The organism is Candidatus Pantoea edessiphila (genome assembly GCF_002933345.1).
Taxonomy (GTDB): Bacteria; Pseudomonadota; Gammaproteobacteria; order Enterobacterales; family Enterobacteriaceae; genus Pantoea_C.
The window spans coordinates 1-25,179 of sequence record NZ_PDKR01000005.1 but is presented as its reverse complement, the minus strand read 5'-3'; the positions used below and the strand labels follow the sequence as shown (position 1 = coordinate 25,179).

Annotated in this window: 21 protein-coding genes, 2 tRNA genes and 1 rRNA gene; 7 read left to right on the top strand and 17 right to left on the bottom strand. The window is 25.2% G+C overall.

The window, feature by feature from the left end; translation table 11 throughout:
• Window positions 1-37: 37 nt before the first annotated feature.
• The 6 genes from secF to brnQ all read right to left on the bottom strand — a co-directional run bounded on the left by secF (window position 38) and on the right by brnQ (window position 6,947).
• On the bottom strand, window positions 38-952 hold the full coding sequence (gene secF / locus CRV09_RS03215) for a protein translocase subunit SecF (RefSeq protein ID WP_136132696.1): 915 nt from the start codon (window positions 950-952) through the stop codon (window positions 38-40).
• 16 nt (window positions 953-968) lie between these two features.
• Window positions 969-2,816, bottom strand: coding sequence for a protein translocase subunit SecD (gene secD, locus CRV09_RS03210; RefSeq protein ID WP_136132695.1), 1,848 nt, complete (start codon window positions 2,814-2,816; stop codon window positions 969-971).
• A gap of 19 nt (window positions 2,817-2,835) precedes the next feature.
• Window positions 2,836-3,168 (bottom strand): preprotein translocase subunit YajC, encoded by a 333-nt coding sequence (yajC, locus tag CRV09_RS03205; RefSeq protein WP_136132694.1) that lies wholly within the window; start codon window positions 3,166-3,168, stop codon window positions 2,836-2,838.
• 24 nt (window positions 3,169-3,192) lie between these two features.
• Complete coding sequence (gene tgt / locus CRV09_RS03200) at window positions 3,193-4,317, bottom strand: tRNA guanosine(34) transglycosylase Tgt (protein WP_136132693.1); 1,125 nt, start codon at window positions 4,315-4,317, stop codon at window positions 3,193-3,195.
• A 32-nt stretch (window positions 4,318-4,349) separates the two neighbouring features.
• Complete coding sequence (gene queA / locus CRV09_RS03195) at window positions 4,350-5,420, bottom strand: tRNA preQ1(34) S-adenosylmethionine ribosyltransferase-isomerase QueA (RefSeq protein WP_136132732.1); 1,071 nt, start codon at window positions 5,418-5,420, stop codon at window positions 4,350-4,352.
• A gap of 222 nt (window positions 5,421-5,642) precedes the next feature.
• Window positions 5,643-6,947: a branched-chain amino acid transport system II carrier protein gene (gene brnQ / locus CRV09_RS03190; RefSeq protein WP_136132692.1), complete on the bottom strand. Its 1,305-nt coding sequence runs from the start codon at window positions 6,945-6,947 to the stop codon at window positions 5,643-5,645.
• 545 nt (window positions 6,948-7,492) lie between these two features.
• Between brnQ and proC the strand changes: the two genes are divergently transcribed.
• Together proC and cysS are read left to right on the top strand one after the other, a co-directional pair.
• A complete protein-coding gene (gene proC, locus CRV09_RS03185; RefSeq protein WP_136132691.1) occupies window positions 7,493-8,296 on the top strand; it encodes a pyrroline-5-carboxylate reductase in 804 nt (267 codons plus the stop codon).
• Between the two features lie 958 nt (window positions 8,297-9,254).
• On the top strand, window positions 9,255-10,655 hold the full coding sequence (gene cysS, locus CRV09_RS03180) for a cysteine--tRNA ligase (RefSeq protein ID WP_136132690.1): 1,401 nt from the start codon (window positions 9,255-9,257) through the stop codon (window positions 10,653-10,655).
• A 38-nt stretch (window positions 10,656-10,693) separates the two neighbouring features.
• On the opposite strand, the gene folD is transcribed toward cysS, so the two are convergent.
• Complete coding sequence (gene folD / locus CRV09_RS03175; protein WP_136132689.1) at window positions 10,694-11,548, bottom strand: bifunctional methylenetetrahydrofolate dehydrogenase/methenyltetrahydrofolate cyclohydrolase FolD; 855 nt, start codon at window positions 11,546-11,548, stop codon at window positions 10,694-10,696.
• A 167-nt stretch (window positions 11,549-11,715) separates the two neighbouring features.
• Here folD and CRV09_RS03170 point away from each other — a divergent pair.
• Both CRV09_RS03170 and coaD read left to right on the top strand, forming a co-directional pair.
• Window positions 11,716-11,789 (top strand) — tRNA-Arg (locus CRV09_RS03170).
• A 500-nt stretch (window positions 11,790-12,289) separates the two neighbouring features.
• Window positions 12,290-12,775: a pantetheine-phosphate adenylyltransferase gene (coaD, locus tag CRV09_RS03165; RefSeq protein ID WP_136132688.1), complete on the top strand. Its 486-nt coding sequence runs from the start codon at window positions 12,290-12,292 to the stop codon at window positions 12,773-12,775.
• Window positions 12,776-12,779: 4 nt separating this feature from the next.
• Here coaD and mutM read toward each other — a convergent pair whose 3' ends face one another.
• Genes mutM through rpmB form a run of 3 tightly spaced genes read right to left on the bottom strand, consistent with a single transcriptional unit; the run spans window position 12,780 to window position 14,006 of the window.
• Window positions 12,780-13,589 carry a bifunctional DNA-formamidopyrimidine glycosylase/DNA-(apurinic or apyrimidinic site) lyase gene (gene mutM, locus CRV09_RS03160; RefSeq protein WP_136132687.1) on the bottom strand — a complete coding sequence of 270 codons (810 nt, stop codon included), beginning with the start codon at window positions 13,587-13,589 and terminating at the stop codon, window positions 12,780-12,782.
• Between the two features lie 13 nt (window positions 13,590-13,602).
• Complete coding sequence (rpmG, locus tag CRV09_RS03155) at window positions 13,603-13,770, bottom strand: 50S ribosomal protein L33 (RefSeq protein ID WP_136132686.1); 168 nt, start codon at window positions 13,768-13,770, stop codon at window positions 13,603-13,605.
• A 2-nt stretch (window positions 13,771-13,772) separates the two neighbouring features.
• Window positions 13,773-14,006, bottom strand: a complete 234-nt coding sequence (rpmB, locus tag CRV09_RS03150) for a 50S ribosomal protein L28 (RefSeq protein ID WP_136132685.1) — start codon at window positions 14,004-14,006, stop codon at window positions 13,773-13,775.
• A gap of 816 nt (window positions 14,007-14,822) precedes the next feature.
• Here rpmB and dut point away from each other — a divergent pair.
• Window positions 14,823-15,281, top strand: a complete 459-nt coding sequence (gene dut / locus CRV09_RS03145; protein WP_136132684.1) for a dUTP diphosphatase — start codon at window positions 14,823-14,825, stop codon at window positions 15,279-15,281.
• A 347-nt stretch (window positions 15,282-15,628) separates the two neighbouring features.
• Window positions 15,629-16,447, top strand: a complete 819-nt coding sequence (locus CRV09_RS03140) for a sugar phosphate isomerase/epimerase family protein (RefSeq protein ID WP_136132683.1) — start codon at window positions 15,629-15,631, stop codon at window positions 16,445-16,447.
• A gap of 119 nt (window positions 16,448-16,566) precedes the next feature.
• Here the strand turns inward: CRV09_RS03140 and CRV09_RS03135 are convergent, their stop codons facing one another.
• A complete protein-coding gene (locus tag CRV09_RS03135; protein WP_136132682.1) occupies window positions 16,567-17,436 on the bottom strand; it encodes a YicC/YloC family endoribonuclease in 870 nt (289 codons plus the stop codon).
• A gap of 266 nt (window positions 17,437-17,702) precedes the next feature.
• Between CRV09_RS03135 and pyrE the strand changes: the two genes are divergently transcribed.
• On the top strand, window positions 17,703-18,344 hold the full coding sequence (gene pyrE / locus CRV09_RS03130) for an orotate phosphoribosyltransferase (protein WP_136132681.1): 642 nt from the start codon (window positions 17,703-17,705) through the stop codon (window positions 18,342-18,344).
• A 264-nt stretch (window positions 18,345-18,608) separates the two neighbouring features.
• Here pyrE and ilvC read toward each other — a convergent pair whose 3' ends face one another.
• The 6 genes from ilvC to rrf all read right to left on the bottom strand — a co-directional run.
• On the bottom strand, window positions 18,609-20,090 hold the full coding sequence (gene ilvC / locus CRV09_RS03125; RefSeq protein WP_136132680.1) for a ketol-acid reductoisomerase: 1,482 nt from the start codon (window positions 20,088-20,090) through the stop codon (window positions 18,609-18,611).
• A gap of 571 nt (window positions 20,091-20,661) precedes the next feature.
• Complete coding sequence (gene ilvA / locus CRV09_RS03120; RefSeq protein ID WP_136132679.1) at window positions 20,662-22,218, bottom strand: threonine ammonia-lyase, biosynthetic; 1,557 nt, start codon at window positions 22,216-22,218, stop codon at window positions 20,662-20,664.
• An 8-nt stretch (window positions 22,219-22,226) separates the two neighbouring features.
• Window positions 22,227-24,083 (bottom strand): dihydroxy-acid dehydratase, encoded by a 1,857-nt coding sequence (gene ilvD, locus CRV09_RS03115; protein WP_136132678.1) that lies wholly within the window; start codon window positions 24,081-24,083, stop codon window positions 22,227-22,229.
• A 269-nt stretch (window positions 24,084-24,352) separates the two neighbouring features.
• On the bottom strand, window positions 24,353-24,700 hold the full coding sequence (locus CRV09_RS03110) for a MaoP family protein (RefSeq protein ID WP_136132677.1): 348 nt from the start codon (window positions 24,698-24,700) through the stop codon (window positions 24,353-24,355).
• A gap of 203 nt (window positions 24,701-24,903) precedes the next feature.
• A tRNA-Trp gene (locus CRV09_RS03105) sits at window positions 24,904-24,976 on the bottom strand.
• A gap of 95 nt (window positions 24,977-25,071) precedes the next feature.
• A 5S ribosomal RNA gene (gene rrf / locus CRV09_RS03100) occupies window positions 25,072-25,179 on the bottom strand; the annotation flags it as partial.

Here is a 25,179-nt window from a genome sequence, read left to right as displayed (position 1 = left end):
GTAATTATAGTAAAGTAAATTATTTTAGTTGATTTGTTTAAGAACATTTTTTATTTACTATTAATGATATAGGTAAAGAAATATAAATTGATGATATAGTGCCAATTATTATACCAATAAGCATAGTTAATGAAAAATCTTTTAATAGAGAACCACCAAATATCAATAAAATTAAGACCATTATTAAAGTGACAAATGAAGTCATTAATGTACGATTTAATACTTGATTTAGAGAAATATTAATAATCTTATAATAAGAAATGGATTGCATTTTATTAATATTCTCGCGAATACGATCAGAAATGACTATTTTATCATTTAGTGAGTAACCAATTATTGACATTAAAGAAGCAACAATAGTTAAATCAATTTCTATATAAAAAAGAGATAAAAATCCAAAAGTAATGATAAGATCGCTTAATAAAGCAATTACTGTGCCAGATGCAAGACACCACTCAAATCTATAACTAATATAGGCAAAAATAGCAATTATTGCAAATAAAAGAGCTATTAAACCATTTTTTATTAGCTCAGTACCTACACTTGGTCCAATAAAATCAATACGATTTATTATTACCTTTTGTCTTTCATATTTATTAACTATTGAAACTAATTTAGTAGATAATTTATTAGTATCAATTGAACTAGGGAATGAGCTAACTTTAATCATTATATTTTTACTGTTATTTAATTTCTGTACTATAGGCTTTTTAAAACCAGATTCCATTAATTTATTACGTAATAAATCAATATTTATCGATTTTTCAAGATTAATTTCAACTAATGTACCTCCAGTAAAATCAATACCCCAATTAAAATTAAAAATAAAAATGATTAAAATAGAAGATATAATTAGCAATCCTAAAATTAAGAACGCTAATTTATTCCAATACATAAAATCAAATATTTTAAATTCTTTCTTTGATTCATCAATATCATTATGTTGTAACAAAAATTATTTCCTGTCATTATATAGATAATGTTTTTATAGATTTATTACTGTAAACTAAATTAACAATAGTTTTCGTTACCGTAATTGCAGTAAACATGGATGTTATAACACCTATAGCAGTCATTATAGCAAAACCCCTGATAGAACCAGTACCAAACGTATAGAGAATAACAACCTTTATTAATGTAATTATATTTGAATCTATTATGCTTGATAAAGCATTTTTGTAACCCTTATGGATTGCTTTTTGAATAGAATATCCATTACAAATTTCTTCTTTGATCCGTTCATTTATTAAAATATTAGCATCTATAGCTACTGCTAAAGTTAAAATAATACCGGCAATACCTGGCATGGTAAGAGTTACACCTGGAAGAAGTGAAGTAATAGCTATAATAATTATTAAATTTATTATTAATGCAGCAATTGAAATTAAACCAAATTTCTTATAAAAAAATACCATAAAAGAAAAACACGAGATCAATCCGCATAAACATGCTTCTAAACCCTTTTTGATATTTTTTCTGCCCATGGTAGGACCTATAGTTCTTTCTTCTACAATATGAATTGGAGCTATTAAAGTTCCTGATCGAAGTAACATAGAAAGTTTATGTGCTTTATTAAAATTTTTAATTCCAGTGATACGAAATCTATTATTTACTTGAGATCTAATATTTGCAATATTAATTATTTCTTCATTTTTTATTAAAATTTCATGACCCTTAGAATTTTTTTTATGACTATTTTTATATTCTACAAATAAAGTTGCAATTGATTTGCCAATATTATCTCTTGTAAAAGCAGACATGATATTACCACCTATACTATCTAGTGTAATATCTACTTCAGGATTATTATATTCATCAATACTTGAAGTTGAATATGTAATATGATCTCCAGTTAAAATAACATTTTTGTATAATAGAACTGATTGACCATCAGTCATATATTTAATTTCAGAATCTAATGGTACAATATTTTTAGATATTAAATTTGAGTCAACACTGGTATTTACTAAACGAAATTCCAGTGTTGATGTTGCTCCTATCAGTTCTTTAGCCTGAGCTATATTTTTAATTCCTGGCAAATTAATTCTAATATGTTCAGATCCTTGACGCTGAATTGAAGACTCAGATATTCCAAGTTGGTTTATGCGATTACGTAAAATTTCAATATTTTGTTGAATAATATTTTCACGTAATTTATTAAGATAAACTTTATTTATCACTGCACTTATACTGTTATTATCATTATTTCTTAATGATAGATCTTTATATGTGGATTTTAAATAAATAAAAGCATTATTAAGATCTTTAAAATTTTTAAAATTAATATTTAAGCTATCTTTCTTACTAAGATATATTTTTGTATAAGGTATAGCCTTCTTACGTAAATCATAGCTTAAGCTGTTAATATTTTTATCCTGAATTTTTTTTATTATGCTATCTATGTCTACTTCAATTAAAAATTGCACCCCACCACGAAGATCAAAACCCAGCTTAATTGGTCTAGCCGATATTAAACTAAGCCAACTAGGTATTGCTGGAACTAAATTAAGTAAAGTACTATATTTTTTGCCAATTGTTTTTGTAATAATTTTATGAGCTAAAAGCTGCGTGTCTGTATTATTAAATCTCACTATAATAGTTTTATTATCTATTGAAATATCTTTATATTTAATAAAATTTTGCTTTAGCGCTTTTTTTATATTATCAGAAATATCTTGACTGGCAAAATTACCATTTTTACCAGTAATTTGTATAACAGGATCTTCACCATATAAATTTGGAAGCGCATATAATAAACTTATAACAAATATAAAAGATAAAAAAACATACTTCCATGATGAATAGCAGTTTAGCAAAATTATTACCCCTAATAAATTATAGATTTTTTATAGTACCTTTTGGTAAAATAGTTGATATAAAATCACGTTTTATAATGACTTCAGTAGTTTCATTTAATGCAAGAGTAACATAACCTAATTTTGTTATTTTTGTTACCAAACCTACTAAACCACCATTAGTAAGTACTTCATCTCCTTTAGAAATAGATTCCATCAATTGTTTGTGTTCATTTATACGTTTCTGTTGTGGTCTTAATATCATAAAATAAATAATTATGCTAAATGTTACTAACATAATTATCAAAGAATAATAATTTCTCTGAAAAGGTGAATCTGATGCAGCAAACGCGTCAGAAATGAAATAGTTCATTGAAAGTACCCCACTAATAAATAATTATTTTTTTAAAGAAAGCCTTTGTTTGCCTAATTTTTTATAAAATTCATTAATAAATTGTTCTACTTTGTTATCTTCAATAGATTTTTGTAAATCTATCATAAGACGTTGATAATAATATAGATTATGAATAGTATTTAATCGAGCACCTAACATTTCATTACATTTATCTAAATGATGTAAATAGGATCTAGTGTAATTACAACAAGTATAACAATTACACTCTGTATCTAAAGGCATAACATCATTTTTATGCTTAGCATTACGAATTTTAATTACACCATTATTTGTAAATAAATAGCCATTACGTGCATTACGAGTAGGTATAACACAGTCAAACATATCTACACCTCGGATAACACATTCAATAATATCTTCAGGTTTGCCAACCCCCATTAAATAGCAAGGTTTATTAGATGGGATACGTTGACAAATATATTTGACTGTATTGTACATTTCTTCTTTTGATTCACCTACTGCTAAACCTCCTATAGCATAACCATCGAAACCAATTTTTAATAAATTATTTAATGAAATATTACGCAAATCTTCATATATAGATCCTTGAATAATACCAAAAATTAAATTTTTATTACCTAAACTATCAAATCTATTACGACTACGTTCAGCCCATCTTGAAGACATTTCCATAGAACATTTAGCATAATGCCAATCCACTGGATATTGTGTACATTCGTCGAATACCATCACAATATCTGAATTAATATCATTTTGAATCTCAATTGATTTTTCTGGAGTTAAAAAAATTTTGCTACCACTATTTGGATTACGAAAATAAACTCCTTCTTCAGTAATCTTGCGAATATTACTTAAGCTAAAAACTTGAAAACCACCAGAATCTGTTAAGATTGGACCTTTCCAATTCATAAATCTATGTATATTACCATGCATTTTTATAATTTCTATTCCAGGACGTATATAAAGATGAAAGGTATTAGATAAAATTATTTGTGTACCAGATTTTAACACCTCTTCAGATGTAACACATCTTATAGAACCATAGGTACCTACTGGCATAAATGCTGGAGTTTCTATTATACCGCGATCAGAAATAAAATGACCTCTACGAGCATAACCATCTGTACTATTTAGCTTAAATTTCAAAATCTTTAATCTCCTGATTATTTAATATCTATTTAAAACATATTAAATTTTTCTTGAGGTGCTTTAGGATTTTTAGTAATAAACATGGCATCACCATAACTAAGAAAACTATATTTTTTAGCAATAGCAATTTGATATGCATTCATAGTATGATTATAACCAGCAAAAGAAGAAACTAACATAATTAAAGTTGATTTAGGTGTATGAAAATTAGTTATCAATGCATCTATAATTTTATATTTATAACCGGGGTAAATAAAAATTTTTGTGTAATCATAATAGGGAGAAATTATTTTTTTTTTGTTAGCAGCACTTTCAAGAGAACGTACACAGGTAGTGCCAACTGCTACAATCTTCCCCCCCCTATTTTTACAATCTATCACTGCATTTACTACTTCTTGTGATACTTCAACATATTCAGAATGCATTTTGTGGTCTTTGATATTTTTAACATGAACTGTTTGAAAAGTACCTGAACCAACATGTAATGTAACAAAAGCTATATCAACACCTTTTTTTTTTAATTTATCTAACAAATTTTTATCGAAATGCAATCCAGCAGTTGGTGCAGCAATAGCACCAAGACGAGTACCATAAACAGTTTGATAACGTTTTCTATCAATATAACCATCAGGTCTCTTGATATATGGTGGTAACGGAATATGTCCAATATCATTTATAATATTCATTATGTTACGATTATCTTTAAAAATAATTTTAAATAGTTTATTACAGCGTTTTATAGGAATTGCTATTACGTTTTTATCATCTCCTAATTGAAGTTCAGTACCTAATTTTAGCTCTTGTGACGTGCGAACATGTGCTAAAATACAATTTTTATCTAATATACTTTCTATTAATATTTCAATCTTTCCTCCAGTTGATTTTTTAAGACCAAATATCCGAGCTGGAATGACACGAGTATTATTTAGAACCAATAAATCCCCTTTATTAATTTTATCTAATATATTACTAAAAACACCATGAGTTACAGAACCATTTAATCCGTTAAGAGATAAAAGTCTACAATTACTTCTATTCTCACTAGGAAAACAAGCAATTAGATATTTAGGTAATTCAAAACTAAAATTAGTTACAAGCATTAAGATTTTACTCAAAAAAATAACTTTATTATATAATAATAGTATAATAGTTATATAATTTAGTTAATATTTTGTTAAAATCACATAATTAATTATTCAAGTTTTAACAATTTATTTAATAAGTAAGATTATAGTTAATTCAATATAAACAATATGTTTATTTGAAGTATTATTAACAATAATAAAAGATAAAAACAGTAATAAAATATCTTTTTTAGTTATTTAACTGTACCCTTTAACAAGATCTACTACAGCACAGATAATTAAGACTATAATTACAGGTAAAATCCAAGAAATATTGACCATAAATGGAAAATGAATTACTAAAAATTCACTATTATAAAAAATAGTTTTTAAAGAATCTAAAATACTAAAAATAAAACTAACTAATATAGTTGGTTTAAAAACTCTTTCGCTTTTATACCACCAATTTTTGGTGAAACTTAGCATAATCAATAAAATCCAAATTGGATAAATTATAGTTAATACTGGAATAGAAAATTGTACTAAAATATTTAATCCAATAGAAGATAATAACATTGAAAAACAACTAAGAATACAGACTAATAATTTATAATTTAATTTATAAGTTTTAGAAAAAAAATCTGCCCAAGCACAAGTTAATCCTACCGATGTTACTATACAGGAAATAATAATCAAAACAGAAAAAAATAAATCACCAAAAATTCCAAAATCATGGTGAATATATCTATTCAAAATAGATATTCCATTCGAATGCTGATCTATTAACGATGCATAGATATACCCTAATTTAAACAGACTTATATAAACTATTGTTAGACCAATACTAGCAATTATACCAGCAATTATAGTATAACGCATTAAAAGCTTGTGTTCTTGTATACCACGAAATTTCATTGAACTAATAACAACACTACCAAATACTAATGCACCTAGTGCATCCATAGTAAGATAACCATTAAGAAATCCATTACTAAATGGTGCATTATTATAAGGTGTAGTAGGTGATATTAATGTATGATTCTTTGATGATATTAAGAATATTGAAAAAATAAGAATAATTAGTGATCCAATTTTTATTGGAGCAAGGAAAAAACCTATTATTTTTAATAACTTACTAGGATACAAAGAAAGTAAAGCAACTATTATAAAATAAATTGCAGAGTAAATTAAAAATGCTAGTAGCGTATTATTGCAATGAAACAAAGGTTCAATACCTGATTGAAATGAAATCATTGCAGTACGAGGTAAAGCAAATAAAGGACCAATAATTACATAACATGCAATTATTAATAATAAACCAGCTTTTTTTCCTACAGGTTCACAAAGTGCTTCCATGCCTCCCTCAGATCTTGCTAACGCAATTATAGTGCAAATTGGTAATCCAACTGCAGTAATTAAATACCCAAAGCCAGATATAAATATATTTTCACCTGATTGAATACCAATCATAGGAGGAAAAACTATATTTCCTGCACCAACAAACAAAGCAAAAGTCATAAAACTAAATGCTATAATATTTTTTAAAGTTAAAGGTTTTATCATATAGTTTTGTAATTAAATTTAGTTTATTATTAATGGTTAATTTCAATTAAATAAAATTTTAATATATTGTAATTAATTAAATTTAATAGACAATTGAAACATCAATTCTCCTCAGACTGTAATTAAATTTTAATTCAAATAAAGATCTAGAAATAATTAAAGAATTTATTAAATAAATTTATTATGGATGACTGATATATTAGACGTAATATTATGTTTAACTTTAAATTTAGGTAAACTATTTAAATTTAGGTAAACTATAACTAAGCTATATCTTTTAATTTATGTAATTAAGTTTAATTATAAAAATGGAATAGAATAATAACTAATCTATTAATTACAATCTAAATAAAATCTAATTTTTTAATAACTGAACGGTTATTTTATTCAATTCATAATATAGTATATAATTATTAATAAATTTTCTAGTACTATTAATAATACTATCTAATCTAAAAATATAAAAAAATCAACTATTGATAAATTATTTTTGATTTAAAAATTAAAAATAATTTATCAAAAACGATTTAAAGGGAAGAATAAAATTGAAAAAAAAAATTGGTTTTATCGGAATAGGTACTATTGCAAAAGCAATTATTGAAGGTTTGCTAAAAAGTAAACACATCTTATCTTCTAATATATGGATATATGATCATAAACTAAATATTAATAAAGAATTAAGTACTAAATATAATATAAATTATTCCGAAAGTGATAAATATTTAATACAAGAGATAGATATTTTATTTTTAACAACAAAACCTAATATAATATTAAAGGTATTACAAAATATTGCAGAAAATGTAAATAAAGAAAAAATAATAGTGTCAGTTGCAGCTGGTATAACTATTAATAAAATAGAATCAGTAATAGGCAGTGATAATAAAATTGTTAGAGTAATGCCCAATATTGCTTCACTTGTCTGTGAAGGAATGACTTCAATAACACCAAATAAATCGCTAAATAAAACTGAAATTAATTTAATTGTATCTATATTTGAGAGTATAGGTAAAACTGTTATAATAAATGAAAATTTAATTCATTCTGTAATAGGTATAAGTAGTTCAGCACCAGCATACGTTTTTATGTTTATAGAGGCTATGGCTGATTCAGCAGTATTAAGTGGAATGACTTATCCGGAAGCATATAAATTAGCTGCCCAAGCATTAAAGGGTTCAGCCCAAATGTTGTTAGAAATCAAAAAACATCCAGGAGAACTAAAAAACATGGTTTGTTCACCAGGAGGTACAACCATAGAAGCAATTAAGATATTAGAAGAAAAAAAATTCCGTTCTGCAATAATAGAAGCTGTACAGCAATGTATAAAAAAATCTAAAAAATTAAGCTAAACTTATCATAAAATGATAGAATTTTTATTCTTTGAATTTTTTATTTTAATAATTGATGCTTTGCCATATTAATTACGCTATGATTTATCAATTTAATTAAGTTTATATTATTTAAAATTTTAGTTAATTAAATACTTATAATTATCATATATTTTAGATAACATTATTTGATAATTATTAGAATTTAAAATATTATTTTTTTATAAATTACTTTATCATATCAATGATCTATCATTATTAAATAAAACTAATAATGATTATTAATCATATCATTACCTTGACATAATTACTACAATTAGGCAATTTCATTAATTTTGCCTATAATCAAATGTTATTTGTTTAGAAAAATATTAATTTATAATTAACAATCTTTAATAAGATGTCAAATTATGTTTTTTATGCATTATTACAACATCTTTAAACTGCTAGTATCCAGCTATTTCTGGAAGAAATGTACTGTAATTTCAAAGTAATTTACTATAGTAATCTTATTAAGAACAATTAAACCTTCTATATTTTTATATAGAAGGTTTAATAATAGTCAAATCACTGGTAAAATCTAAACGATTACAAATATTGTTTTAATTATTAAATAATATTATATTAATAATAAAATATGTATTTTTTGAGAAAGTATTTTTCGTTAAATATAATTTTGTTAATTATATAAAACTATATGATGTTATTGATATGATATTAATACTATATTATCAATCTATTTTAAGATTAAGTATTATCTAAGATTTTTAATTTATAAATATCTTAATAATTTTACGTGATTTTAAAATTAGCATTAGTGTTAAAAAATAAAAGATATAATTTAATTTATTATCTCGTAAATAATTTTACTTCATATAATTGATCATTTTAATCTATTTAAAATAATATCTTATTGTAGAGATTAGGGATGAAATTAATTTTAATAAAATAACTTAATATTTAATAATGGAAAGTACAAATGCTTAAAATTTATAATACTCTAAGCAATAAAAAGGAAATATTCAAACCAATTTGTTCAGATAGAGTCAATATGTATGTTTGCGGAGTTACCGTATATGATCTATGTCATATTGGTCATGGAAGAACGTTTGTTATTTTTGATGTAATTGCAAGATATTTACGGCATATAGGTTATAAATTAAATTATGTACGTAATATAACTGACATAGACGACAAAATTATACGGCGTGCTAAAGAAAAAAATCAGAATATTAAAGAACTTACCAACCTTATTATTAAAAGTATGCACAAAGATTTCTCTTCTATAAATATTTTATCACCAAATAGCGAACCAAGAGCTACACAATGTATATCGGAAATAATTGAAATTATAAAAAAAATTATAAAGAATGGATATGCTTATATTGCTAATAACGGTGATGTTATGTTCGATGTAAAAAAATACCGTAATTACGGAATGTTATCTCACCAAAATTTAAAAAAGTTATATATTAGTAATCGTAATGAAACATTAGAAGTAAAAAGAAACGCAATCGACTTTGTATTATGGAAAATATCTAAAACACATGAACCCTATTGGATTTCTCCATGGGGTAATGGCCGTCCTGGATGGCATATAGAATGTTCTGCTATGAATTACAAGAACATTGGTTTGCATTTAGATATCCATGGTGGAGGATCAGATTTAATATTTCCACATCACGAAAATGAACTTGCACAATCTATATGTGCTAATAAAAAAACTATTGTTAATTATTGGATACATTCTGGTATGGTAATGGTAAATAATAAAAAAATGTCAAAATCAGTAGGAAATTTTTTAACATTACGTAATTTATTGAAAAATTATGATTCAGAAACTATACGTTATTTTTTAATGTCTTCTCATTATCGAAGTCAATTAAATTATTCTTTAAAAAATTTATATCAATCTAGATTAGCATTAAATAGTCTATATAATGCTTTACGTGATACTGATATTAGCAATAATACTATTAAAGAAGATAATGATACTAATAAAATTTTTGAAAATCGTTTTTATAGTGCTATGAATGACGATTTTAACATACCGAAAGTTTATTCAATAATATTTGATATGGCACATGAAATAAATAAGCTTAAAAATAAAAATATAGGATTAGCAAATTCAATAGCTTTAAAATTAAGAAAAATAGCTGATATTTTAGGAATTTTACAAAAAGATCCAGATGATTTTTTACAGAAAAATAATAAAATTCATTCTAATAAAAAAGCTGAAATTGATTCTTTGATAGAAATTCGTAATCAAGCAAGAGATTCGAAAAATTGGACAAGAGCAGATATCATTCGTAATAAGCTTAAAGAACTAGGAGTTATTATTGAAGATCATTCATACAAATCTACTTGGAGATATAAGTAAAATATATTTGTTATATTTTAATTTAACTCATTATATCTTTAATCATGAAAAATTTCGCATGCTTTTAAAGTATTTTGAATCAACATAACGACAGTCATGGGGCCAACTCCACCAGGTACAGGGGTTATAAAAGATGCTCTTTTATAGGCTGTTTCAAAATCTACATCACCAACTATTTTACCGCTTTTTAAACGATTTATACCAACATCAATAACAATTGCACCTGGTTGAATCCAATCGCCAGGAATAAACTGAGGTTTACCAACGGCTACAACTAGAAGATCTGCATTTTTTACATGTTGATAAAGATTTTTAGTAAAACGATGTGCTATGGTAGTAGTACAACCTACTAAAAGTAATTCCATACTCATTGGTCGACCTACTATATTAGAAGCTCCTATAATTACAGCATTAAGACCATAAGTATTAATATTATAATGTTTAAGTAAGGCAATAATACCATGTGGAGTACACGGACTTAATTTAGGTATTCTTTGACATAAGCTTCCTATATTATAAGGATGGAAACCATCAACATCTTTATCAGGCTTGATTTTTTCTAATACCTTAAAATAATTAATATTTTTTGGCAAAGGCAGTTGAACTAAAATACCATCAATTTTATTATCATTATTAAGTTTGTCAATTAAATTTAATAGTTCAAATTCAGTAGTAGTTACAGGAAGATCATATAAAAAGAAAAGTAAACCAACTTCTTTGCATACTAGACTCTTATTAATGACATAAATTCTTGATGCAGGATTGTCTCCTATAAGGATAATCGCTAAACTTGGCAATCTTTTTCCTATTTTTAGACGTTTTTTAACTTTATCTGCGATTTCGTCTTTTAACTTTTGTGCAACTATTTTGCCATCAATAATTTTAGCTACCATAAATTATTCCACTATGTTTCCTAAAAGTTATAGTAATAGTAATATATTGTATATTAACATAATTAAATATTTCATATTTTAATAAAATATGAAATATTTAATTTAAGCCTTTGGTATAAGAAGCTACATCTTGTTAAATTATATTTTTTAATATAGAATTAAGCTTTGCGCCCTTAGCTTAATTGGATAGAGCAACAGCCTTCTAAGCCGTAGGTTACAGGTTCAAATCCTGTAGGGCGCATTTTATAATAATTTATTTTTATTGAATTATTATAATATTTATATGTTATATATAACCAATACATCACTGGTATTAAATCATATAAATTTATTATGTAGTGGATTAATGATTATTATTAAATAATAATAAATTAACGATTATTATTATTTAATAAAATACTTATATCTTTTTTTTTTTAAATAATATTTTATTACAACATAATATTTAATATATAATATCTATTAGATAGGTTGTATTGATTTAATCAATATATTGATTTATATATCTATTTGTTTATAATATATAAAAAATGTAGTTATATAGCTAATGAAAACATTAAAAATTAATTAGTGATTAATTAATATATCAAATTATAAGTAATAATAACTAATGCTATAAATGCTATATTTGCATCATATAATAATACATCAATATTATTGATTTTATTAAATATTTTAAAATTCAGATTCCCTCCATCAAATGATAAAAATTACAACCAATAATATTAATAAGGACTTATTATGGAAAAAAGGAATGCTATATACCCAGGTACATTTGATCCAATTACATTAGGACACTTAGATATTATTACGCGTGCTACGAAGATTTTTGATTGTGTAATTATAGCTATAGCAGCTAAATCTAATAAAGAACTCTTATTTACATTAGATGAGAGAGTTTATTTAACAAAAATAGTTACAAAACATCTATCTAATATTAAGGTAATAGCATTTAATGATCTAATAGCTAAATTTGCAAAAGTACATAATGTGAATGTCTTAATAAGAGGATTACGTATATTAACTGATTTTGAATATGAGATACAATTAACACATATGAATAGATATATATCTCCTACATTAGAAAGCATTTTTTTTATGACTTCCAAGGAATTTTCTTTTATTTCTTCTTCATTAGTAAAAGAGGTAGCGTATTACGGAGGTGATGTATCAAGTTTAATTCCAAATTCAGTAAATAAAGCTTTAACAGCAAAAATAAAAATTTAAAACATTAGCATTGACAGTTTGGACACCAGTAACTACTTCTCTTTATATGCATTTCTTTTATTATATATCTTTTACAAATTAAACAAGGTTTATTGGCTCGTCCATATACTTTTAATTTTTCAGTAAAACAACCAGGTTTTCCATTACTTTGTAAAAAGTTACGAAAAGTAGTACCTCCTTTTTCAATTGATTGTAATAATATCATTTTTATACTATTTACAAGTAATTCTATTTCTTGAATATTTAAACTAATCGAAGGTCTCATTGGAATAATACCTGCTGCAAATAATGACTCATTAGCATAAATATTTCCTATACCTACAACAATTTTATTATTCATTACTACTTGTTTAATTATGGTTTTTCTGGAGCTTAATTTTTTTATTAAATAATTAGTGTTAAATTCATCACTTAAAGGTTCCACACCTAAATGTTGAAATAAACGATTTTTTAACAAATCATCACTCCAGAGAAACAATCCAAAACGACGTTCATCTGTATATCTTAGTATATTACCATTTTTTATAAACACATCAATATGATCATGCTTTTTTGGAAAAATATATCTATTAAGCAAAGTCAGCTTGCCTGACATACCAAAATGGATTATAATAAATCCTTGATTCAATTCTAATATTAAATACTTAGCCCTGCGTTTAATACTTAATATGACTTGATTTTCTATTTTTATTATTTTATCAGAAACTGGATATCGTAAATTCACATTACGTACTATTATATGAGTAATTACTTGATTAAGTAAATAAGGTTCAATACTAATACGATAAGACTCTACCTCTGGTAATTCTGGCATTATTATCTACAAATTATTTAATTTTTGCTTCTTTATAAATAACATGTTTCCTTATAATAGGATCAAATTTCTTCATCTGCAATTTATCAGATTTATTGCGCTTATTTCTAGTAGTAGTATAGAAATGTCCTGTACCAGAAGAAGAAATTAATTTAATTTTTTCACGAACATTCTTTGCCATAATTAAAATTCCTTATTAATTTTAATATAATTTAAAATTACCTCAATCCCTTTTTTATCTATGATACGCATACCTTTCGCAGATACTCTCAAAGTTATGAAACATTTTTTACTTTCTATCCAAAAACGATGATAATGTAAATTTGGAATAAATCTACGCTTCGTTGCATTCATAGCATGAGATCGATTGTTACCATATAGAGGATGTTTTCCAGTTACTTGGCATATTTTTGACATATCTAATTATCCAATATTATTGCTGATATTATATATTTTACAAAATAGTTTTTATTTTAACATAAATATTTAATAGAAAATCTAAGTTTTTATAAAATAGTATACTAATCTAAAAATAATATCAAACTAATATTATTAATTGTTTAGTTTTAATTTACTAATGAATAATATAAAACAATTAAATAATAAAAAATTAAGATCTTTATACATCTTGAAATCAAGATATTAATTTATTTTAAAATTAAAATGAAATTAGCTATAATAAAATTATTTCAAGTAGTGCAGGTATATTTAAACTATAAAATATTAAGAACAATGATAATAGATTCAATAAAATATTTTATTTTATCTTCTTTAAAAACTAACTATAGTTCTAAATTGTTCGGTATTACATAACTAATATATTTGAATTATGTTTTTATTAATTTTATATTAAATTATATCTATTTGAGAAATAAATAAAAATATACACTATTGCATATTTCATTAAGATATTCTCTATTTGTGGCTATTTTGTAGTTATCGTATTGATCAGTATAATAATATGTATTTATGATTATTTAAAAAATTTATAAAAATTACTATAAACTTGATAAAATTATAGTTTATTAATATAGGTATTATGATTTATTAGATATAGAATATTTTAAAAATTTATTAAATAACATTTGTTAACCCTGTAGTTAACTATTTTTAATTTGATATAATAGTATTAATAATACATATTATTACATTTTATAATAATAGAAAAAATATTAAATAAATAATATTGAAATCTTATCATCTGTCATTTACTAAATGAGATTATAAATTTATATGAAAACCAAAATAAATATAAAAATACTTGATGATCGTTTAGGTAAGAATTTTCCATTGCCTAATTATACAACTTCAGGATCTGCTGGATTAGATTTACGTGCTTGTCTTGATAACGTTTTAGAAATAAGGTCTAATACTACTAAATTAGTACCTACTGGATTAGCAATTCATATTGCAGATCCTAATATAGCAGCATTAATCTTACCTCGTTCTGGTTTAGGTCATAAAAATGGTATTGTATTAGGTAATTTAGTAGGTTTGATAGATTCAGATTATCAGGGTCAAATAATGATATCTATATGGAATCGCGGAAATCAAAGTTTTTTTATTAATCCTGGAGATCGAGTAGCACAAATAGCTTTTATCCCAATTATTAAAACAGAATTTAATTTAGTTAAATGTTTTAATTTTAGCTCACGCGGAAAAGGTGGATTTGGCCATTCTGGTAATCAATAAAAATAAAGTATTTTAATCCAGAGTATTAATAAAGATTTAATATAAATATGTTTATATTAAAAAGAAAATCAATATCATTAATTTTCTAATTATTATTTATTTGGTTATTTGTAATCATAGTATTTTAAGTATATCATGCTGTTAACATATAAGTTATTAATTATTTTTACAAATTAAAAATTTTATTATGTATTTTAATACATATTTTATTAGCAATAATAAATATATTATTCATTCAATAAATAAGATAATATTTAACATAAAATATATGTTCATATTAAGTTACGTTTAATAAATAACTTATAATTGTCGTTGATTTATATCAAGGATTATTAGGAAATATATTAATGACTCGAAACCTTAAATTTATAAATTTAGTATTATTAGGTGGAGAAATAGAACAAAAATTAAAAGCAGCACATAAAGCTGGTTTTGATCAGGTTGAAATTTGGAGAGAAGATATAAAAGACAACTTCAATATAATTTCCTCTATTACAAAATTTTCTATAGAAAAAGGAATAGGTTTTACTAATTTACAAGTACTAAGAGATTGCACTGGCATTCCTAATGAAGATCATAAAAAAAAACGAGAAGAATTACGTCAATTTATAAATCTTGCACAAACAATTGGCTGTAATGCTATTCAAGTTCTTGCAAGTACTAGAGAAGATTGTCTTGTAGATAGAGTAGATGATGATTTATGTTGGATAGCATCTGAAGCAATTAAATATAAAATAAAAATTATGTATGAACCTATAGCTTGGTCTAGTGTAGATAATACATTACCACTAGCATGGGAACGTATAAAGAGACTTAATCAGCCTAATATTGGCTTGGTAGTTGATTTATTTCATATTTATGCGCTAGGAGGAGATGCTTTTCAATTGGATGAAATTCCAAGAGATCGTATTTATGAAGTACAATTATGTGATATTGCTAAAAAATTACCTAGGGATAAAAAAAGTTTAATGAATATAGCAAGACATGAACGTCAACTTCCTGGAAAAGGAATAATTAAGATTGAATGTTTTATAGATAAACTAAAAAGTATTGGTTATAAAGGTCCAATTGGAATTGAAGTGTTTAATGATAAACTTAAATGTTTATCACCATATGAAGTTGCACGTCAAGCATGGATTTCTTTAAATAGTTATTGGCCGTCGTAATAATTTAATTAAATATAATTATTATTAACTAAATAGTAGTCAAGCTTAAATATTAAAACCAAGAAACTTTGTGTTACATAATCAATTTTTAAAAATTAAATCAATTATTGTAAAATTAATCACTCAATATTTTGGATTTGTTCTCTTATTTGTTCTATTAAGACCTTTAATTCAATTGCATATGTAGTAATATCTGAATTGATGGATTTAGAAAGCAGAGTATTAGATTCTCGGCTCAGTTCCTGCATCATAAAATCAAGTCTTCGACCTACTGCTCCTTGCATCTCTAGAATATTAAATGTTTCATTAATATGAGCATCTATTCGATCTAGTTCTTCTGTTATATCAATTCGTTGAGCAATCATTAATAATTCTTGCTCAAATCTATAATTTTCTAATTGAACTTCAATATTTTTTAATTTTTCTAACACACGTTTATGTTGTAACTTTAATACTTCAGGCATGTGAAAACGAATCTTGTTTATTTCTTTTTTTATACTTTCTAATTTTTTTTCAATTAATGACTTTAATACAGCACCTTCATTTTCACGGGTTTTAATTAAATTATTTATTGCATTATCCATTGTATTTAATATCTCATTGTCCATTACAATATTATTATCTTGTTCTGAATCAGATATAACGCCTGGCCAACGTAAAACTTCTAATGGATTAATAATACCTTCATTACTTTGCATTTTTACTAAATTAGCAGCATATATTACTTTTTTAACTAATTCTTTATTTATCTTTAATTCAGTAATTATATAGTTAGCATTAATTTCAAGATGTAAAATACCTTCAATTCTTCCTCTTATAAGATGCTGTCTAATTCTTTTTCTAATTTCAAATTCCAGTCTACGCCATTTATCTGGTAAATGGATATATATTTCTAAGTAACGTTGATTAACTGAACGAAATTCCCAATTAACGATACCCCAATGACTTTTTGTTTTATAATTAGCGTAAGCAGTCATACTTTTAATCATAAAAGATACTCGTATTTATAATTTTTTAATTAATTATATAACAATAAAATTAAAAACAGAACTTATATGAGATATAATAAATTGGTAACGATGTTTAATACGATAATTAATTATTATATAAAGTTTTTATTTTTATATATTATATTATTTATTATAAATAATAAGCTTTAAAATAATTTTGTTTTATTTAAAAATTTAAAGTGATTTAATAACTATATTTAATTTTCTTCTTAAATCTTTAAGATATAAATTTATTGGAATATAAAATGAAAGATTGGCAACATCAATTCATTGAATTTGCTCTCAACAAAAAAATAATAAAATTTGGTAATTTTACTTTAAAATCAGGGAGAAAAAGTCCATATTTTTTTAATATAGGTTTATTATCAAATGGAAAAGATTTGGCTACATTAGGATATTTTTATGCACAAGCATTAATAGATAGTAAAATTGAATTTGATGTATTATTTGGTTTAGCTTATAAAGGGATTCCAATTGTAACTGCTACTGCTATAATTTTGGCTGAAAATTATAATATTAAAATTCCTTATTGCTTTAATAGAAAAGAAATTAAAGATCATGGAGAAGGTGGTTTACTAGTAGGGAGTAAATTATATGGACGTATAGTGATAATGGATGACGTAATAACTACAGGAACAACGATTTATGAATCGTTGAAGATTATTGATGTTCATAAAGCAAATTTAAGTGGTATATTAATTTCACTTGATAGACAAGAAAATAGATTAAATAAAAATTATGCCATTAAAGAAATTGAAGATAATTGTAAATGTAAAATAATAGCAATTATAACTCTTTCTAATTTAATAGATTACTTGAAAAAAAAACCAAATATGTCTAATAAATTAAAATATATTTATTCTTATCAAGACACTTATAGTCTTTAATAATTATTTAAAAAATCAATAAAATAATATTAAATCAACTTGTTTAAAATAATAATTTTCTATTAAGTTATATAAATTAATAAATATTTTTTTTCAATTTGTCTTAGCTGCTCGTAAACTGATAATATTTTTAAAACTATTTAAAGAACATAATTCATTATTAAAATTAAGAAATAATTTTCTATATTCTATATTATATTAAATAAACAAGCAGCTTATATTTCAATTACATTGAAATATCATTAAAATTATTAATTAATAATATTACTTATTAAGTTTAATACTTTTCATATTAGTCATATAATTTCTTAACTTGCGTCCAATTATTTCGATCGGATGATTTCTAATTAATTCATTTATATCACGTAATTCCTCATTATTAATGATATTATTTCCTTCATTTTTATTTATTAAATCACCTAATTTTAGGTTTTTCATAAATTCCTTTAATAAAGGAACAGCTCTAGAAGTAAATAAATAATTGCCGTATTCAGCAGTATCAGATATTACTAAATTCATTTCATAAAGACGTTTGCGTGATATAGTATTTGCAATAAGAGGCAATTCATGTAATGATTCATAGTATGCAGATTCTTCTGCAATACCAAGTTTAATCATAGTTTCAAATGCTAATTCAACCCCGGACTTAATCATTGCGATCATAATTATACCATTATCATAATATTCTTGTTCTGTAATATCTTTTTTATATTTAGAGGTAAATTGTTCAAAGACAGTATTTCGAGTTTTTTCACGCCAAATAAGCAAATTTTTATCATTATTATCCCAGTCTAACATCATTTCAGAAGAAAATTTACCCGAAATAATATCATCCATATGTTTGTGAAATAATGGAGTCATAATTTTTTTTAAATCTTCAGAAATTTTATAAACTTTAATTTTTGCTATATTAGACAATCTATCCATCATTAAACTAATGCCACCAAGTTTTAATGATTGAGTAATAGCTTCCCATCCACATTGGATAAGTTTTATTGCATATGCAGTATCCAAACCTTCAGATATTAATTTTTCAAAATATAATAATGAACCTGTTTGCAACATGCCACATAAAATAGTTTGTTCACCCATTAAATCTGATTTTACTTCAGCTACAAAAGAAGACTCTAAAACTCCAGCTCGATCACTACCTATAGCTACAGCCCAAGATTTAGCAATATTTATTCCTTCTTTTCTAAAATCATTTTCTGGATGTACTGCAATTAAAGTAGGCACACCAAATTCACGCAAATATTCTTCTCTTACCTCGCTACCTGGACATTTTGGAGCTACCATGATTACTGTGATATCTTTGCGTATAATTTCTCCTACTTCAACAATATTAAAACCATGTGAATACCCTAATACAGAGCCGTATTTCATTAATGGCTGAATAGATCGAACCACCATTGAATGTTGTTTATCTGGTGTTAAATTAATGACTAAATCTGCCTGTGGAATTAGATCTTCATAACTTCCTATTCTAAAGTTATTACTAGTAACGTTAAGCCATGATTGATTTTTATTATATATAGATTCCTTACGTAAAGCATATGCAATATTTAATCCAGAATCACGCATATTTAAACCCTGATTTAAACCCTGAGAACCGCATCCTATAATAACTATCTTTTTACCTTTTAGTAAATTAATTCCATCTGTAAATTCATTTTTATTCATAAAACGACATTTGCTTAATTGTATTAATTTATTTCGCAAGTTAAGTGTATTAAAATAATTATCCATAATAACTCCAGTAAATTTATATATTTTAATATTAGTTATTGATTAAATTATTTCATTAAAATTATTTATATCTAATTAAATTATAGAATTATGTTTATTGATGTTGATTTTCTATTAATTAAAACAGTTTAAAAAACATAATTTATTTATTTTTAATAATTAAAATTTTTATTAAAAAAATTAATACAGAACAAAATAATATTTTTTATTAAATAACTATTTAATTTAATAATTATTTTAAGATGAACATGATTAATTATTTTATGACAAAATATTATTTATAATAATTTTTAAAGATTATTTAAATAACATTTAATATAAAGTATAAAAATCCTTGTTAAAGGATGATAATTTTAATGAAATAAGAAAGATTATATCCGAACATACCATACAATATTTATAATGTACATGTATGATTTTGTATTAATTATTGCTTGCATAATAAGCAAAACTTATTAATAAATAATAAAATTACGAATATGTAAATGCCTGATTAATTAGTGTATATTGATACTTTAAATTTTAATATCTCAGATACATAAGATTCCATTATTATCAATATTAATATAATTTAATTATAATTTGTTAAAAAAAAGTGAAAAGCTGGATTGTTTGTTTCTTCATGAAAATTATAACCTAAATCTATAAGATGTTTCTCAAAACAAAAATTGATATTACTAGTTTCAAAAGCTGCTAATACACGTCCATAATCAGTACCATGACTACGATAATGAAACAATGAGATATTCCAATTAGCACCTAAAGTTTGAAGGAATTTTAATAATGCACCAGGTGATTCTGGAAACTCAAAACTAAATAGACGTTCCTCTAAACGTTTTAATGGTCTTCCACCTATCATATAACGTATATGTAATTTAGCTATTTCATTATCAGAGAAATCTATTATTTCATATCCTTTACTAATCATTTGATTTATTATTTTATTTCTTTCTTGGATGCCGTGTGTTAAACGAACACCAACGAAAATATGTGCTTGATTGGTGTTCAGATAACGATAGCTAAATTCAGTTATAGGATATACACCTAAATTCTGGCAAAATTTTAAAAAACTACCATGTCTTTCTGGAATTACTGCAGCTAATAAAGCCTCTTTTTGTTCACCTAATTCACAACGTTCTGATACATAACGTAAACCATGAAAATTAACATTAGCACCTGATAATATATGCACTAATCTTTCATTTTTTATTTTATTTTGTTGAATATATTTTTTCATTCCAGCTAATGCAAGAGCTCCTGAAGGTTCAGCTATAGCTCTTATATCTTCAAATAAATCTTTCATAGAGGAACATATAGCATCATTATCTACAGTAACTATATCATCTAATAAATATTGCTTACATATACGAAAAGTTTCTTTACCAATGCACTTTACTGCTACTCCATCGGCAAATAATCCTACATCTGTTAGATTTACTGGTTGACCAATATCTAAAGCTGCTTTTAAACATGCTGATTCTTCAGATTCTACTGCTATCACCTTAATTTGAGGCATTAATTGTTTAAGTAAAACTATTACTCCTGCTATTAAACCACCACCTCCAACAGGTACAAATACTCTATCAATAAGAGCATCTTGCTGTAACAATTCCATGGCTAAAGTAGCTTGTCCAGCTATCACTGATGGATGATCAAATGGAGGGATAAAAGTGTAACTATGTTGTTTTGCGAGTTCAATAGCTTTATATTTTGATTCATCAAAATTATTACCATATAGGAAAACCTCTCCTCCAAATGAATAAACTTCATCAATCTTAATATCCACGGTTGATTTAGGCATTACAATTAATGATTTAATTCCTAATTTACTAGAAGAATATGCGACACCTTGTGCATGGTTACCAGCTGACGCTGTAATAACGCCACATGATTTTTGTTCTTGATTTAAAGATGAAATCATTGAGTAAGCGCCTCTCAATTTAAAACTATGTACTGGTTGATGATCTTCACGTTTTACTAAAATTATATTATTAAACTTCAAAGATGTTTTGTTCATTTTTTGTAAAGGAGTAACCTTTGCTATTTCATATACTGGTGAACGCAATATCTCACGTAAATATTCAGAACCAGAAGGTGTATTAGAAAATGATTGCAATAAAGGAGACATCAATATAATCAACTTATCAATTTATTTTTATCACGTACTGCACCTTTATCAGCACTAGTAGCTAATAATGCATAGGCACGTAATGCATGTGAAATTACCCGTCTACGTTGATGAGGTTTATATGCTTTAATTCCACGTAATTTTTGTTCTTCGCGTCTGCATAACAATTCATCATCTGATACTAATAATCTAATTTTACGATTAGGAATATTAATATCAATTAAATCTCCATCTTTTACTAATGCAATCATTCCGCCATTAGCTGCTTCAGGAGAGATGTGACCAATAGAGAGACCAGAAGTACCGCCAGAAAAACGACCATCAGTAATCAATGCACAACTTTTTGCAAGACCTAAAGATTTTAAATATGTAGTAGGGTAAAGCATTTCTTGCATACCAGGTCCTCCTTTTGGACCTTCATAACGAATTACTATTACATCTCCTGCAACAATCGCACCACTCAGTATTGATTTAGTTGCTTCTTCTTGACTTTCATAAACTTTTGCTTTGCCCCTAAAAATCAAAATATCTTTGTTAACCCCTGCTGTTTTTACAATACATCCATCTTTGGCAAGATTTCCATAAAGTACGGCTAAACCACCATCTTTAGAAAAAGCAAATTCAACAGAACGAATACATCCTAATTTTCGATCATCATCTAATGAATTCCAATAGTAATTTTGTGAAAAGGCTTTAAAATTACGAATACCTGCTGGTCCCGCACGAAACATTTTTTTTATTTTTTTATCTTTTGTTAAAATTATATCATATCTATCTAATGTTTCTCTAAGGTTAAGACCCAATACATTATGTACTTTATGACTAAGTAATCCAGCACGATCTAATTCACCTAAAATACCAATAACACCACCTGCACGATGTAAATCTTCCATATGATATTTTTTAGTATTAGGTGATATCATACATATATGAGGTACTTTTCGTGAAAGGATATCAATATCTGATATATTTAACTCAATATTACCTTCTTGTGCTGCAGCTAACAAATGTAAAATAGTGTTTGTAGAACCTCCCATAGCAATGTTTAATACCATAGAATTTTTAAAAGCATATTTATTTGCTATATTTCTAGGTAAAACACTATAGTCATCTTGCTCATAATACCGTTTTGTCAAATCAACTATTAATTTAGCAGCATTTATGAATAAGTTTTTACGATAAATATGTGTTGATAATAATGATCCATTACCAGGTTGAGATAAACCTAATGATTCAGTAATACAATTCATTGAATTAGCTGTGAACAGTCCAGAACATGAACCGCATGTAGGACATGCTGAACGCTCTATATTATATTTATTGTCATAGGTTACATCTTTTCTAACGCTATGAATCATCACATCAACTAAATCTAATTTAGTATAAACGTGATCACTATCATTAATATTAGCTTTTCCAGCTTCCATAGGACCGCCTGAAACAAAGATTACTGGAATATTCAAACGTAACGCTGCCATCAACATACCAGGAGTAATTTTATCACAATTAGATATACAAACCATGGCATCAACACAATGAGCATTTATCATGTATTCTATAGAATCAGCTATTAAATCACGAGAAGGTAATGAATACAACATACCACTATGACCCATAGCAATACCATCATCTATAGCAATTGTATTAAATTCCTTAGCTACACCACCATAGTATTCAATATTTTTAGCAACTAATTGACCAATATTATATAAATGAATATGACCTGGAACAAATTGAGTAAATGAATTAACTACAGCAATAATTGGTTTACCAAAATCATCATCATTCATGCCTGTTGCTCGCCATAAAGCACGAGCACCTGCCATATTATGGTTTATAGTAGTATTAGAACGATACTTAGGCATATTATTTACTCCGATGAGTACAGTTTTATCCTAGATAATATCAAAAGATTTATTGTGTTTAATTGTGATTAATAGACAGGTATTTTATTGTTAATAAATACTTAAAATAGCAAATAAACTATATTAGTTATTTAAATACAGGAGTTAGTTATTTAAACATAAGAGTAAATCTAATAATGTTACAATAGAGTTGTCGTCATTTCTCTTAATTAAAGATCAAGCAAGATTTTATAAATTATTACTAGTAGTACCAATAATTTATAATTAATTTAATCATCTAAATCACTATCATTATAATCATCCAGATGATTATCTGATTGAATATAACCTCCTGATAAAGTATGAAAACGTTTAGGACGCTTAATAAAAGCAATATATTTTAGCCATACATGTTCAGCTTCTGTTCTTGGTTCTCTTAATCCCTTACATACTTCAATAAATAATCTTTCTTCTTCATTTATCGGTTCTCGCTTGGATAAATTTAATTCATTAAAAGCAAAGCCATATAATTCAAGAATTCGAGCTTCTTTTATTGTAAAATCTCCATGACGAGCAAAACCATAAGGATAATTTTTATTATCGAAAAAAAGATTTTCGGTTAAAAAACTTTTCACCATAATATTTTCCTATATTATTATCTTATGATTATATTATTTAATAAAAATTTCTTTTAATGATAATTAAAATATCAAATTATTCTACATTAATTTCTATAATAAAAATTTATTATATTATGTTTTTTTGTTATTTATTATTTTATATAAATATAATCAAATAATTATTCATTTTAATTTATATTATTATTTAATAGGAATTTTAGCAGGGGTGAAGGGACTCGAACCCCTAACAACCGGTTTTGGAGACCGGTGCTCTACCAATTGAACTACACCCCTGTTAGAAGGATATAACATAGAGAAAAACTAAACTAACTAATATTTCCTTTGGAAAGCAATACAAAAAAATTATAAGTATTTAATTAAGGAATCCTGCCTGGCGATTTCCTACTCTCACATGGAGAAACTCCACACTACCATTGGCACTACGACATTTCACTTCTGAGTTCGACATGGTTTCAGGTGGTACTATCGCGTTATAG

Bases quoted from the DNA above. Each gene is read 5' to 3' on its own strand.
- yajC (WP_136132694.1), bottom strand. From the start codon at position 3,168: ATGAACTATTTCATTTCTGACGCGTTTGCTGCATCAGATTCACCTTTT.
- queA (WP_136132732.1), bottom strand. From the start codon at position 5,420: ATGCTTGTAACTAATTTTAGTTTTGAATTACCTAAATATCTAATTGCT.
- brnQ (WP_136132692.1), bottom strand. From the start codon at position 6,947: ATGATAAAACCTTTAACTTTAAAAAATATTATAGCATTTAGTTTTATG.
- cysS (WP_136132690.1), top strand. From the start codon at position 9,255: ATGCTTAAAATTTATAATACTCTAAGCAATAAAAAGGAAATATTCAAA.
- folD (WP_136132689.1), bottom strand. From the start codon at position 11,548: ATGGTAGCTAAAATTATTGATGGCAAAATAGTTGCACAAAAGTTAAAA.
- coaD (WP_136132688.1), top strand. From the start codon at position 12,290: ATGGAAAAAAGGAATGCTATATACCCAGGTACATTTGATCCAATTACA.
- mutM (WP_136132687.1), bottom strand. From the start codon at position 13,589: ATGCCAGAATTACCAGAGGTAGAGTCTTATCGTATTAGTATTGAACCT.
- rpmG (WP_136132686.1), bottom strand. From the start codon at position 13,770: ATGGCAAAGAATGTTCGTGAAAAAATTAAATTAATTTCTTCTTCTGGT.
- rpmB (WP_136132685.1), bottom strand. From the start codon at position 14,006: ATGTCAAAAATATGCCAAGTAACTGGAAAACATCCTCTATATGGTAAC.
- dut (WP_136132684.1), top strand. From the start codon at position 14,823: ATGAAAACCAAAATAAATATAAAAATACTTGATGATCGTTTAGGTAAG.
- CRV09_RS03140 (WP_136132683.1), top strand. From the start codon at position 15,629: ATGACTCGAAACCTTAAATTTATAAATTTAGTATTATTAGGTGGAGAA.
- CRV09_RS03135 (WP_136132682.1), bottom strand. From the start codon at position 17,436: ATGATTAAAAGTATGACTGCTTACGCTAATTATAAAACAAAAAGTCAT.
- pyrE (WP_136132681.1), top strand. From the start codon at position 17,703: ATGAAAGATTGGCAACATCAATTCATTGAATTTGCTCTCAACAAAAAA.
- ilvC (WP_136132680.1), bottom strand. From the start codon at position 20,090: ATGGATAATTATTTTAATACACTTAACTTGCGAAATAAATTAATACAA.
- ilvA (WP_136132679.1), bottom strand. From the start codon at position 22,218: ATGTCTCCTTTATTGCAATCATTTTCTAATACACCTTCTGGTTCTGAA.
- ilvD (WP_136132678.1), bottom strand. From the start codon at position 24,083: ATGCCTAAGTATCGTTCTAATACTACTATAAACCATAATATGGCAGGT.
- CRV09_RS03110 (WP_136132677.1), bottom strand. From the start codon at position 24,700: ATGGTGAAAAGTTTTTTAACCGAAAATCTTTTTTTCGATAATAAAAAT.